The following is a 13,512-nucleotide window of genomic DNA, read 5'->3' as shown; positions in this document are numbered from 1 at the left end:
CATGCAACGTCGTTTCTTTCTCGGCCTGTTGGGGATCGGTGGCCTGGCCAGTGCGATACCCGGTGTCGTGTCGGCGCGACCCAAGCCCGATCTGTCGCGTGCCGAGGGCATTCAGCCGGTGACGCTCAGTGAAGCAGAGTGGCGCCAACGGCTCAGCGAAGCGCAGTACGAGATTCTTCGCGATCATGGGACGGAACCGGCGCATTCCAGTCCGCTGGACAAGGAAACCCGGGAAGGCGAGTACCGCTGCGCCGGTTGCGAATTGCCTTTGTTCACCAGTGCCATGAAATACGATTCGGGTACCGGCTGGCCGAGCTTTTTCGAGCACATCAATGGCCATCTGTTGACCGAGGCCGACTATTCCATGATCTGGCCCCGTACCGAATATCACTGCGCCCGCTGCGGGGGACATCAGGGCCACGTATTCGAGGACGGCCCCGAGCCCACCGGGCTGCGCTGGTGCAATAACGGCCTGGCGTTGACCTTCGCGCCAGCGTAGTCAGGCCGTAAGGGTAGGGCGCTAGAACGCCTGTTCCATAGGACGTGTCGTATTGCGGCCGATGGCTCTGGAGGCAGGCCCGGCTACCGGGGCCATCAGCGCGACATGGTCTTGTTCATTGCCTGAGCGGAATGTCGTATGTCTTACCTGCCGAGGTCGCTGTGACGAGCGGCGCCGGCTTGAGGTTTGTGATACCTTGTCGCGATATTTTTTGACGTTTGATCGCCAAGGATTTCATGGACGCACACGCCAAGATCATTGCCCGTCTCGCTGAAGAACTCGCCGTTCGCCCGCAACAGGTGACGGCCACGGTGGAACTGCTCGACGGTGGAGCCACCGTGCCCTTCGTTTCCCGTTACCGCAAGGAAGTCACTGGCGGCCTCGACGATACTCAGTTGCGTCAACTCGATGAGCGCCTGCGCTATCTTCGCGAACTCGAGGAACGTCGTGAGGCGGTACTTGCCGCCATCGACGAGCAGGGCAAGCTGACCGATGCGTTGGCGGCACAAATTCGTGGCGCCGATACCAAGCAGCGCCTTGAAGACCTCTATTTGCCGTACAAGAAGAAGCGGCGCACCAAGGCGCAGATCGCCCGTGAGGCTGGCCTCGAACCGTTGGCCGATGCACTGCTGGCGGATCCGACCCTCGACCCCGAGCGTGAAGCGCAAGGCTACCTGCGCGCCGCCGATGGCGACATTCCCGCTATCGAGGATGCCAAGGCGGCACTTGATGGCGCCAAGCAGATTCTCATGGAGCGTTTCGCTGAAGATGCCGAGTTGGTGGGTCGCCTGCGTGAACGCTTGTGGGACGAAGGCGAGCTCAGTGCTCGGGTGATCGATGGCAAACAGCAGGACGGCGCGAAGTTCTCGGATTATTTCGAGCACGACGAGCGGCTCGCGAAGACGCCGTCCCACCGTGCGCTGGCGATGTTCCGGGGTCGCAACGAAGGCATATTATCGCTGGCCATCAAGCTGCCCGGCGAGGATGAAGCACCGCGCCATCCCGGCGAGATCGCCATTGCCAAGCACTTCGATATCCACGACGAAGGCCGGGCCGCCGATCGTTGGCTCAAGGAAGTGGTGCGCTGGACCTGGCGGGTCAAGCTGTATACCCACCTCGAGACCGAATTGATGGGCCGCCTGCGCGAGCGGGCCGAGAGCGATGCGATCGATGTCTTCGCGGCCAACCTGAAGGATTTATTATTGGCGGCCCCGGCGGGGCACAAGGCGGCGCTGGCCATCGACCCGGGCCTGCGAACCGGCTGCAAGGTAGCGGTGGTCGATGCCACCGGTCAATTCCTCGATCACGCCACTATCTATCCTCATGCGCCGCAGAATCGCTGGGATGAATCTTTGGCGGTGCTGGCCAAGCTGGCTGACAAGTACGACATCGAGCTGATTGCGGTCGGCAATGGCACCGCGAGCCGCGAGACCGATAAATTGGCGGGTGACCTGGTCAAGCTGATGGTCGACAAGCGTCGACTGTCGAAGGTAATGGTCAGTGAGGCCGGTGCCTCGGTCTATTCGGCCTCAGAGTATGCGGCGCGTGAATTTCCCGATCTCGATGTGACCATACGCGGTGCCGTTTCGATCGCACGCCGACTTCAGGATCCCCTGGCCGAGCTGGTCAAGATCGAGCCCAAATCGATCGGCGTGGGCCAGTATCAGCACGACGTTTCGCAGGTTCAGCTCTCGCGCAGCCTCGAGGCGGTGATCGAGGACTGCGTCAACGCGGTGGGGGTCGACCTCAATACCGCGTCCAGCGCGCTGCTTTCCAGGGTATCGGGCCTCAACCCGGCCCTGGCCGAGAATATCGTGGCGCGGCGCAACAGCGACGGGGCATTTCGAAACCGCAAGCAGCTGCTCGATGTTAGCCGGTTGGGCCCCAAGACCTTCGAGCAGTGCGCCGGCTTCCTGCGCATCATGAACGGCGACAATCCACTGGACGGCAGTGCCGTACACCCGGAGGCCTATCCGGTCGTTGAGCGCATCGCCGCGAGCGACAAGCGAGAGGTTGCCAGCCTGATCGGCGACAGCGCCTACCTGAAAACGGTCAAGCCCCAGGCTTACGTCGATGAGTCATTCGGCGTGCCCACCATTACCGACATCCTCAAGGAACTCGACAAGCCGGGCCGCGACCCACGCCCCGAGTTCCGGGCGGCCGAGTTCCGCGAAGGGGTGGAAACCTTGAAGGACCTGGAGCCGGGCATGGTGCTGGAGGGCACGGTAACCAACGTGACCCACTTCGGTGCCTTCGTCGATATCGGCGTTCACCAGGATGGCCTGGTACATATTTCGGCGCTTTCCGACAAGTTCGTCGAAGATCCGCGCACCGTGGTCAAGGCCGGGGATATCGTCAAGGTCAAGGTGATGAGTGTCGACCTGCCTCGGGCGCGCATCGGCCTGTCGATGCGCCTGACCGACTCGCCCGATGCAGCCCAGGACGAGGGGCAGCAGGGTGCCAGGCGACAGGGCAACGCAGCGGCCAAGGGTACCCGCAAGCCACGGCAGGGCGGGGGCCAGGGCGGGGGCCAGGGCGGAGGGACGCCGGCCGGCTCGGACAGCGGCCAGCTCGGTGCCTTGGGCGCGGCGCTGCTGCAGGCACGCAAGGGCAACAAGTAAGCGAGCTAACTTTCGATGGCAGGGCGGCTTGAAAGGCGCCGCCTCGCCACCATAATCTGAAATTTGGTAGCGTCGCTCGGCAGGTGGCGTTTCCGTGGTTTCACGAGCGAGGCGGCCGAGGGCCGTCTCCATGACATGGGGTGTTCACCTTGTCCGAACAACTCGCCACCACCATCGCCCGGCTCAAGGAGCCGGCCCGGCGTGGTCAGATCGGCCGTCTGCGGCGCGGTATTGAAAAAGAAGGCCTGCGTGTCGATGCCTCGGGCCGTATCGCTCAGACGCCTCATCCCGCGGCCCTGGGGTCCAAGCTGACCCACCCGCATATCACCACGGATTACTCCGAAGCCCTGCTCGAGTACATTACCCCCGTCTATTGTCGTCCCAGTGACGCCATGGATTTCCTCGGCGACTTGCATCGTTTCAGCTATCGCCACCTGGCCGACGAGCTGATCTGGCCGGCGAGTATGCCGGCCCGCCTCGACGGCAACGAGAGCATTCCCATCGCCGATTACGGGCGCTCCAATGTGGGTACCATGAAATCGGTGTATCGCAAGGGGCTCGACGTGCGTTACGGGCGCATCATGCAGTCGATCGCCGGGGTCCACTACAATGTCTCGCTGCCCGAGGACCTGTGGGCTCTGCTGCGCGAAATGGATGGCCAGGGACAGCTGAACCTCGGCGATTACCGCTCGTCGCGTTATTTCGGCCTGATACGCCATTTTCGTCGCCACAGCTGGCTGCTGATGTTCCTGTTCGGCGCCTCTCCCGCGCTCGATCGAAGCTTCCTTGAACATTCGCCGACACCCGACAAGCTCCGTGCGCATGCCCGGCGGACATTGATGGCACCCTATGCCACGAGCCTGCGCATGTCGGACCTTGGCTACCAGAACAAGGTGCAGGCCCAGTTGAAGATCTGCTTCAACTCGCTCTCCAATTATGTCGGTACCCTGCGCCATGCCATCGCCACGCCCTGGCCCGCCTACGAGCGTCTGGGCGTCAACGTGGACGGAGACTGGCGCCAGCTCAACGCCAATATCCTGCAGATCGAGAACGAGTATTACAGCGACATCCGCCCCAAGCGGGTGACACGCCATGACGAGACACCCAGCCAGGCGCTGGAGGCTCGCGGCGTCGAATACATCGAAGTGCGTTGTCTGGATCTCAATCCATTCATGGCGATGGGGATCGACGAGACCCAGATGCGCTTTCTGGATGCGTTCCTGATGTGGTGCCTGCTGGCCGACAGCCCCTGGATTCCCGACGAGGAGTGCGATCGCCTGGACGACAATCGCGCCCTGGTGGTGGATCGCGGTCGCGATCCTGAGCTGCGCCTGGCTGTCGACGGTACCGAGCGCCGCCTGGCCGAGTTGGGTCATGACATCTTCGACGAGATCGCTCAGGTCGCCGAACTCATGGATATCAGCGAGACCGGAACGCCACATGGCGATGCCATCGCCCGCCTGGCGCCGCGCCTGGACGATCCGAGCCTGACGCCCTCTGGACAGATGCTGACGCTCCTCGAAGGCGAGGGCGAGGATTTTGTCGATGCCATGCTGGCTCTGGCACGCCAGCAGGCCGATCAGTTACGTAGCGAGCCGATGGATAGTGCGCGTGACGCCCTGTTTACCCAGCTCAGTGACACCTCGCGCCAGCAACAGGGCGACATCGAGGCCGGTGACAGTCTCGCCTTCGACGAGTTTCTCGAGGAGTACTTTGCTCGCGCCCGGGAGCCGAGAGCGACCCACAAGGAGGCCGCCGGTCGATGAGCCTGATGCCTCATTCTCTCAAGGACGTTAGCGTTCGTCAGGCGAGCGTTGCCGGGCTGCTGTTCTGTGTGCTGATGATGGCCGTCGCTCTGTTCCTCGAACACGTGATGGGCCTCGAACCGTGCCCCTTGTGTATCTTCCAGCGTGTTGCGGTGCTGGCGACAGCCGCGGTGTTGGCTGTAGCGGCCCTGCACAATCCCAAAGGCCGTTGGGGCATCCTCTATGGCGTGCTGGGGTTGGTCGGTGTCGCGGGTGGCATCGCCGTGGCAGGACGCCACGTATGGCTGCAGTCGTTGCCGCCCGATCAGGTGCCGAGCTGTGGCCCGGGGCTCGATTACATGATGGACGTGCTGCCGATGCGCGATGTGCTGACGCATGTGCTTACCGGCTCGGGCGAATGTGCCGACATCGATTTCCTGTTCCTCGGCCTGTCGCTACCGGCCTGGACGCTGGTGGGCTTCGTGGTGCTGGGGCTGTTTCCCTTGGCCATTCTGGTGCGTGGCATCCGCGGACGGGCCGTGGCGTGATTTCATCGCTTCCCAAGCGATATAAAGCGGGATTGACAGCGGGCCTCGGTCGAGTGAGTCTGTCAGTCCGCGCCGGCGGCTGGAATGACGTCGGGATTGCCGAAGAAGTAGGGAGACGCCGATGCTGGAAAATTGCCAATCCGCCCTGGAGCGCTGGGGGGGCGTGCATCAGCTGATCGATCGTTGGCTCGACCAGCGACGTGAGATGCTGGTCAATTTCGTCGAATTGCAGGAAGCCTGCGACGCCGACCTCGACGCCGTGGAAAAGGCCCGCATCGACGCCTTCAGCGAAGTGCTGATGGACTACATCAGTGCCGGCCACTTCGAGATCTATCCGCAACTTCGCGAAGAAGCCAAGGCCTTCAACGATACCGAGGCCTTGGCGATCGCCGAGCAGTTGTTGCAGCGTCTGGAAATGTCCACCGAAATGGTGCTCGCCTTCGATGAGGATTACGCCTCGCCCATCCGCTGCCAGCACTACTTGCCACGGCTACCCGCCTGGTTGGAGCGTCTGGCCAGAGGGCTGACCGAGCGCTTTGCCCTTGAAGATCAGTTGATCGGGCGTCTGCATGCCGCGCATTCGCCGCCCCCGGGAGCCCAGGCCAACTCGCCGACGTCTGCCTAGCGATGCTTGAATAGTCGCGCCCCCAGTACCAGCATGCAGGGGGTCAGGAGCAGGGTCAGCCCCGTGGCGAAGGTCAAGCCTCCGGCGATGGCGCTCGACAACTGGGTCCACCACTGGGTGGACGGGGCGCCAATGCCCAGTGAGGGGGCGAACAGGTTCACGTTCACCCCCAGTACCATCGGCATCAGGCCCAGAACGGTGGTGATCGCGGTCAGCAGGACCGGCCGCAGGCGTAGCCCACCTGCTTCCAGCGCGGCCGACAGGGGCTCCAGTCCCTCGCTTCGCAATTCATTGTATGTATCGATCAACACGATGTTGTTGTTCACCACGATGCCCGCCAGGGCAATGATGCCCATGCCCACCATGACGATACCGAACGGCTGCCCATTGACCAGCAGACCGATCAGCACGCCCGCCGTCGAGAATACGATCGCCGAAAGTACCAGGGCGGCCTGATACAGGCTGTTGAATTGGGTTACCAGAATCACCGTCATCAGGAAGATCGCGATCAGGAAGGCGGAGCCCAGAAAGCGCGACGTTTCGGCCTGATCTTCCAGTTCCCCGGCCACGTTGACCTGCACGCCGTCAGGCAGTGACGCCATGGCGTCGCGCAGGGCCTGGATGCGCTCATCGGCTTGATAGCCAGCCTCGACATCGGCTTCCAGCGTGATGGCACGTCGCCCGTCGATACGCTGCAGTGTGCCTACCTTGGGTGCCGGCTCAAGCGAGACGAAATGATCGATGGGCACTTGCCCGCGCGGGGTGTTAAGGGTCAGTCGCCCCAGCTGGTCGAGGGAGCGCCAGCCTTCTGGCAGGCGTACCCGGATATCCACTTCATCAGTGACGTGAGCCGGGCGATAGGTAGCCAGCAGCAAGCCGTTGGTGACCAATTGAACGGCGCTGCCGATGCTGGCGATATCGGTGCCGAAGCGAGCGGCAGCCTCGCGATCCACTTGTACACGCCACTCGACGCCCGGCAAGCTGCGGTTGTCCTCGATATCGCGAAAGCCCCCCAGGCGATTCATGGCGCCGCGCAACTCATCCACGGCCGTCAGGGTGCGCTCCTGTTGGGTACCGCTGACTTCGAGCTGGATCGGCTTGCCCGCGGCAGGCCCCTCCTCCTGTTGGCGAAACTCGAGCACGATGCCCGCCAGATCATCGGTACGGCGATCCATCTCGGCCAATATCTCGCTGGCTGGGCGCCGCTCCTGCCAGTCGATCAGCTGGAACTGCACCACACCGATCACGTCGGGACCGATCTGCTGGTCGGGGGCTGCGAAAGAACGGGCGTACAGCGCCTTGACCTCACTCATGCCGGCCAGGCGCTCTTCCACACGACGCACCAGGGCGTCCTTTTCATAGACGGAGAAATCCCCACGTGCACGCACCAGCACCTGGGCACTGTCCGGCTCGACTTCGGGGAAAAACTCCACCCCGTGATTGAAGCGGGCATACCCCACGTACACGAGGGCCATTACCGCAACGGCCGCCAGCAAGGTCATGCCGGGGTGGCGCAATAACGTGGCGAGCAGGCGCCGGTAGGCGGTGCCACCAGGCGCGGCGGTGGTCTGGGGCTGGGGCTTGCGTTCACCGCGGCTGAATACGGCGCCCAGGGTGGGCAGGAAGATCAGTGCCATGGCCAGTGATGCCAGCAGGCAGAGGATGACCGTCGCCGGCAGGTATTTCATGAATTCGCCGACCACGCCGGGCCAGAACAACAGGGGCACGAAGACCGCAAGGGTGGTCGCGGTCGAGGCGATCACCGGCCACGCCATGCGGGCCGCCGCGTTGGCCCAGGCATCCGCGGGGGCTTGGCCCTCTCGCAGGTGGCGGTCGGCCAGTTCACTGACCACGATGGCGCCGTCGACCAGCATCCCGGCGACAAGAATCAGCGAAAACAGCACCACGATATTCAACGTGAAACCGATCGACCAGATCATCAGGATGCCGGTAAGGAAGGCGCCCGGGATCGTCAGCCCCACCATCAGCGCGGCGCGAACCCCCATGGCGGCGACGATCACGATCAGTACCAGGACGACGGCGGTCAGCACGTTGTTGAGCAACTCGGAGAGCATGTCCTCGACGGTCTGTGACTGGTCGAGAATGGTGGTGACCTCGAGCTCATCGGGCAGCAGGTCGGCTGACTCGGCAAGGATCGCCTGTACCGACTCGATAGTGGCGATGATATTGGCACCGGCGCGCTTGGAGATTTCCAGTACCAGTGCGGGTTGGTCGTTGATCCGGGCGAAACCCGCCGGGTCCTTGAAGGTCGGACGAATGCGCGCGACATCGCCGAAGGTCACCACCTCGTCGCCCTCGACCTTGACCGGCATGGCCATGACGTCCTCGAGTGTCTCGATGACGCCGGGAACCTTGACGGCCATGCGACCGGCCCCGGTATCCAGGCTGCCGGCAGCCACCAGGCGATTGTTGCGCGAGACGAGATTGAATAGCTCATCGAAATCGATTCCGTAGCTGGCCAGGACCAACGGATCCACGACGATTTCCAGCAGGTCCTCGCGCTCCCCGGCAATGTCCACCTCGAGTACCTCGGGCACCCCTTCGATTTCTTCCTTGAGACGTCGAGCCACGGCCACGATCTGGCTGTCATCCAGCGGACCGGACAAGCCGATCGAGAGGACCGGGAACAGGCCGACGTTGACCTCGACCACGCGCGGCTCATCGGCCTCGTCGGGGAGCGAGCTACGGGCGATATCGACCTGCTCACGAACATCCGCCAAGGCCTGCCGCGGATCGAACCCCGCATCGAACTCCAGTGTCACGGCGGCGTGCCCCTCACTGGCCTGGGAGGTCATCTTGCGTACCCCTTCGATGGCACGCAGCTCCTGCTCCATGGGGCGCACCAGCAGACGTTCGCCGTCTTCAGGGCTCACCCCCTCGAGGGTCATCGAGACATAGATCATGGGGATGGCGACGTCGGGATTGGCTTCCTTGGGGATCGCCTGGTAGGCCGCGGCGCCAGCGCCCAGCAGAAACACCAACACGAGCAGGGTCGTGCGCGACCGGTCCAGGGCGGCCAGGATCAGGGTGCGCATGCCTCAACGCTCCTCGTCGGGGCCAGGCGCGGCCAGGCCGCTGCCCGAGAGGGTGCTGGCCTCGAGTCCCAGCGTGTCGCCCGGCCCCTGCTCGGGAGCGGCCACGGCCTCGACCCGGTCACCGACCTCGACGAAACCGCCACCCACGGTGATCAATCGCGTCGTATCGGGCAGACCGCTCACCCAAGCCCGGCGGCTGGTCGCGGCGAGCAGGTCGATACGCTGGAAAGCCACACGGTCCTCGTCGTCGAGTCGCTTCACACCGAGTTGGCCTTCTTCGTCGAGCACCAGGATGGCAGGGGAGACCGAGTGGGCCTGGCGTGGTTCCAGAGCGATATCGAGCGTGGCACTGACGCCCCCCAGCCGACGACGCTCGGGATTGTCGAGACGCGCTTCGATAGCGAAGGTGCGTGTGCTGGGATCGGCGCGACTGGAAACGTAACTCACCTCACCGCTCAGGGGGGTGCCGTCCAGCAGTGTCAGGGTCACGGTCTGCCCCGGCGATAGTGCATGCACGTCGCGTTGGGAGACCGACGCGTCGGCCTTGAGCCGATCGTCTTCGATCAGCAGTGCCCAGGATTCGCCCAGCTGTACGTAATCCCCCACTTCTACATCGAGGCGGTCGAGCCGCCCGCTGAAGGGTGCCTTGGGCTGCGTATGCGCGAGCGACTGGCGCAGACGGGCGACTTCGGCACTGGCCTGGGCGACCCCGCTCGATAGACGCAGCAGCTCGGTTCTCGACACCAGGTCGCGCTCACGCAGGCGCTGGGAGGCGGAAAGCTCAGCGCGTGCTAGCTCGAGGTCGGCCTCGGCACGCTCCAACTGTGCGGGTAGGTCCTCCTGGTCCAGCGTGAGCAGCGTCTGGCCAGCCTCGACATCCTGGCCTTCCTCGACGGCCAGCGAGGCGACCTGGCCGCTGGCTCGCGCCCGTAACTCGACCTCGCGCCATGGCATGAGCTGCCCTTGGACGACCAGGCTGGGTTGGTAGCGCTGTGCCTGGCTCGTCTGGAACTCGACCCGGGGCAGGGCTTCCTCAGCCCTCGGCTGGGATTCGGGGGCGTCGGCACGAAACCGATTCACATCGCCAAACGCCAGCCACAATAGCAGTAGCAGGCTGAATGCGATGGCGGCCAGCAGAGACAGCGGAGGACGACGCAGCGTCATGAACCATCCTTGGATAGCTGTAGGTTATTCGGAAGGAGCACCAGCATAGCCTAGCCGCCTGCGCTTCGCACAGGGCCGAAACGCCGTTGCCCCGGCGGGGCGGCGCCAGGGCAACGGGAAGCGATAGAGCGGCGTGGATTCAGGCGTCGGGATGACCCAGCTTGAGTACCTGATGTGAATGACGACGGTTCGCTCGCAACAGCTCGGCATCTTCGGCCAGGGCCTTGGCACGCGCCGGGATCATCTCTGCCAGACGCTCCTTCCACTCCTGGGAGGCATACTTCTGCGGAAAGCAGCGTTCGATCAGGTTGAGCATGATCGACGTCGCCGTCGAGGCCCCGGGGGAGGCGCCGAGCAGGGCGGCCAGCGACCCGTCGCTGGCCGTGACCATCTCGGTGCCGAACTGCAGCACGCCACCCTTTTCGGGGTCCTTCTTGATGATCTGCACCCGCTGGCCGGCCACTTCGAGACGCCAGTCGTCCGTCTTGGCCTCGGGGTAGAACTCACGCAATTCCTCGACCCGTTCCTCGTGAGACAGGCGAACCTGCTCGATCAGATATTTCATCAAGCTGAAATTGTCACGCGCCACCGCCATCATCGGGCTGAGATTCGAGGAACGCACGGACTTGGCCAGGTCGAAGATCGAACCGGTCTTCAGGAATTTGGTTGTAAAACCGGCAAACGGCCCGAACAGCAACGACGGTTTGCCATCGACATTGCGTGTGTCCAGGTGGGGCACGGACATCGGCGGTGCGCCGATGGGCGCCTTGCTGTATACCTTGGCGTTGTGACGGGAGACGACTTCGGGCTTGTCGCAGCGCAACCACTGGCCGCTGACCGGAAAGCCCCCAAAGCCGCGCGCCTCGGGAATTTCGCTCTTCTGCAACAGGTGCAGTGACGCGCCTCCCGCACCCAGGAACACGAAGCGGGCGTTGATCTCGCGCCGTGAGCCGTCGTTGACCTCGACCTTCAGCTTCCAGGTGCCGTCGTCGTTACGCTCCAGGTCGGTAATGGCCTGGCCGGTACAGGTGCGTATCTGCTCATCAGGGTGCGATTCGAGACGCGCAATCAATTGGCGGGTCAGTGCGCCGAAATCCACATCGGTGCCGGCTTCGACCCGGGTGGCGGCGATCGCTTCATTGCCGTTGCGGCCGTCGAGCAGCAGCGGTGCCCATTGGGCGATCTCGCTGGGGTCCTCGCTGTATTTCATGGCTTCGAAGCACGGATGGCTCTGCAGGGCTTCGTGGCGAGCGCGCAGGAAACGGACGTCCTTTTCGCCGCGCACGAAGCTCATGTGCGGGACCGGGCTCACGAAGCGTGCGGGATCGCCGAGGTTGCCATGTTCGACCAGGTAGCTCCAGAACTGCTTGGACTCCTCGAACATGGTGTTGATATGGATGGCCTTGGTGGTGTCGATGGAGCCGTCGCTGGCCTCGGGCGTGTAATTCAGCTCGCACAGGCCGGCATGACCGGTACCCGCATTGTTCCAGGCGAAGGAACTCTCGTTGGCCGTCGTGTCGAGGCGCTCGATGATCTCGATACGTGCCTCGGGCTCCAGCTCGTGCAGAAGCGTGGCCAGCGTGGCGCTCATGACACCCGCTCCCACGAGTACGACGTCTACTGCTTCATCCATAGTGATCAACCATTCGTGTCGCTGAAGATGGGGCCGGCAGGTCGCCATGACCGGCGATGAATGGTGGCATTATAGCGAGTCGATCAGGGAAAAACTGCAGTCAAAAGCTCGACTTTATGATTAAGCGGTTGGCCATAAGGAAAACCTTGGGTAAGAGCCGTGGCGATTTAAGCCTGACGAATCATGAGGTTAGGGTGATTCGCCAGGCCTGAGGGCGTTGTGCATTGCAATATAAATTTTTTCTATCGCTTCGATGGCGAGAGAGGGGGCTGAGTGTTCGGAGATCAGCGCAGGCTGAGGATCTTCCAGCCACGCGCCTCGGCGACCTGGCGCAGGGTGGGATCGGGGTCCACTGCCACGGGATGGTCGACGCATTCGAGCAGGGGAAGATCATTATGGGAGTCGCTATAGAACCAGGCGTCGTCCAGGGTGAAATCGCTATTCTCCAGCCAGGATTCGACCCGGGTGATCTTGCCCTCACGATAACTGGGCACGCCCGAGACCCGGCCGGTATATCGACCATCGACGCTTTCCGGCTCTACGGCGATCAGATGATCGACCCCCAGGCGTGCGGCAATCGGCGCGGTAATGAAGCGATTGGTTGCCGTGACGATCAGCAGGGTGTCGCCGCGGGTGCGATGGCGCGCCAGCAACTCCTCGGCCTTGGGCAAGATGTGAGGCTCGATCTTGCTGGCCATGAATTGCTGGTGCCAGGCACTGAGCTGCTCGGGGGAATTCTCGGCCAGGGGTTTCAATGCCACTTCGAGAAAGGCATGGATATCGAGCGTGCCGGCCTCGTAATCGCGCATGAAGCGCTCGTTGGCCTCACGGAAGCTCACGGGATCCACCGCCCCCTGTTCGAGCAGGAATTCGCCCCAGGCGTGATCGCTATCGATGGAAATCAGGGTGTTGTCGAGATCGAAGATGGCCAGGCTCAAGTCGAGCTCCTCGTGAATTGCATGGCGGCGCCGATTATTGCAGAGACCTTGAAGCATTGACACCGCTTCACCCCCGTCATGACGCGTATTGATGCCCTTTCGGCCTTTGTGGAAGAATGGGCTTCAATAGAGCTTTCATAAGGTGACGTCCGTGATCGACGCTGACGGCTTCCGCCCCAACGTTGGCATCATCATCGCCAACCGCCAGGGCCAGCTGCTTTGGGCGCGTCGCGTAGGACAGAACGCATGGCAGTTTCCCCAGGGAGGCATCAAGGCATACGAGACACCACAACAGGCCCTTTATCGAGAGCTTGAAGAGGAAATCGGCCTGACCGCGGCCGATGTCGACGTGCTGGCGTGTACCCGAGGGTGGCTGCGCTATCGTCTACCGCGGCGCATGGTGAGAACACACTCACGGCCGGTCTGTATCGGCCAGAAACAGAAGTGGTTCCTTTTGGAGATCCGCTGCCAGGACAATCGGATCTGCGTGGATGCGACGCCCAAGCCCGAGTTCGATGGCTGGCGTTGGGTCAGTTACTGGTATCCGCTGGGCCAGGTGGTGCCTTTCAAACGCGAAGTCTACCGACGCGCGCTGCGAGAGTTGGCGCCGCGTGCCCAGCGCCTGGCGCAAGGCATGAGCGAACGCGATGAGTGAATCGCGCCCCTGGCATGGTCGGATCGAC

10 protein-coding genes are annotated in these 13,512 nt (G+C 63.1%); 6 read left to right on the top strand and 4 right to left on the bottom strand.

Annotated features, from left to right (window positions below):
* Position 1: 1 nt before the first annotated feature.
* The 5 genes from msrB to rsd all read left to right on the top strand — a co-directional run bounded on the left by msrB (position 2) and on the right by rsd (position 6,038).
* Complete coding sequence (gene msrB, locus JH15_RS04630) at positions 2 to 499, top strand: peptide-methionine (R)-S-oxide reductase MsrB (protein WP_043527439.1); 498 nt, start codon at positions 2 to 4, stop codon at positions 497 to 499.
* A gap of 236 nt (positions 500 to 735) precedes the next feature.
* Positions 736 to 3,120 carry a Tex family protein gene (locus tag JH15_RS04625; protein ID WP_043527437.1) on the top strand — a complete coding sequence of 795 codons (2,385 nt, stop codon included), beginning with the start codon at positions 736 to 738 and terminating at the stop codon, positions 3,118 to 3,120.
* Between the two features lie 140 nt (positions 3,121 to 3,260).
* Positions 3,261 to 4,886, top strand: a complete 1,626-nt coding sequence (gshA, locus tag JH15_RS04620; protein ID WP_043527435.1) for a glutamate--cysteine ligase — start codon at positions 3,261 to 3,263, stop codon at positions 4,884 to 4,886.
* A gap of 5 nt (positions 4,887 to 4,891) precedes the next feature.
* The gene (locus JH15_RS04615) at positions 4,892 to 5,413 is read left to right on the top strand and encodes a disulfide bond formation protein B (RefSeq protein ID WP_043528830.1); all 522 of its coding nucleotides are present in this window, start codon (positions 4,892 to 4,894) and stop codon (positions 5,411 to 5,413) included.
* A 121-nt stretch (positions 5,414 to 5,534) separates the two neighbouring features.
* Positions 5,535 to 6,038, top strand: coding sequence for a sigma D regulator (gene rsd / locus JH15_RS04610; protein WP_043527432.1), 504 nt, complete (start codon positions 5,535 to 5,537; stop codon positions 6,036 to 6,038).
* Here the strand turns inward: rsd and JH15_RS04605 are convergent.
* The 4 genes from JH15_RS04605 to JH15_RS04590 all read right to left on the bottom strand — a co-directional run bounded on the left by JH15_RS04605 (position 6,035) and on the right by JH15_RS04590 (position 12,829).
* Complete coding sequence (locus JH15_RS04605; protein ID WP_043527430.1) at positions 6,035 to 9,094, bottom strand: efflux RND transporter permease subunit; 3,060 nt, start codon at positions 9,092 to 9,094, stop codon at positions 6,035 to 6,037. The genes rsd and JH15_RS04605 overlap by 4 nt on opposite strands.
* Positions 9,095 to 9,097: 3 nt before the next feature.
* Positions 9,098 to 10,258 (bottom strand): efflux RND transporter periplasmic adaptor subunit, encoded by a 1,161-nt coding sequence (locus tag JH15_RS04600; RefSeq protein WP_081948883.1) that lies wholly within the window; start codon positions 10,256 to 10,258, stop codon positions 9,098 to 9,100.
* A 139-nt stretch (positions 10,259 to 10,397) separates the two neighbouring features.
* Complete coding sequence (gene mqo / locus JH15_RS04595; protein ID WP_081948881.1) at positions 10,398 to 11,939, bottom strand: malate dehydrogenase (quinone); 1,542 nt, start codon at positions 11,937 to 11,939, stop codon at positions 10,398 to 10,400.
* Between the two features lie 236 nt (positions 11,940 to 12,175).
* On the bottom strand, positions 12,176 to 12,829 hold the full coding sequence (locus tag JH15_RS04590; RefSeq protein ID WP_043528825.1) for a histidinol-phosphatase: 654 nt from the start codon (positions 12,827 to 12,829) through the stop codon (positions 12,176 to 12,178).
* Between the two features lie 151 nt (positions 12,830 to 12,980).
* Between JH15_RS04590 and JH15_RS04585 the strand changes: the two genes are divergently transcribed.
* Positions 12,981 to 13,484: an RNA pyrophosphohydrolase gene (locus JH15_RS04585; RefSeq protein WP_043527425.1), complete on the top strand. Its 504-nt coding sequence runs from the start codon at positions 12,981 to 12,983 to the stop codon at positions 13,482 to 13,484.
* Positions 13,485 to 13,512: the final 28 nt, after the last annotated feature.

Source organism: Litchfieldella xinjiangensis, assembly GCF_000759345.1.
In the GTDB taxonomy this organism is placed as follows: Bacteria; Pseudomonadota; Gammaproteobacteria; order Pseudomonadales; family Halomonadaceae; genus Litchfieldella_A; species Litchfieldella_A xinjiangensis.
The sequence above is the reverse complement of the archived record's forward strand: the minus strand, read 5'-3'. Positions and strand labels throughout refer to the sequence as shown.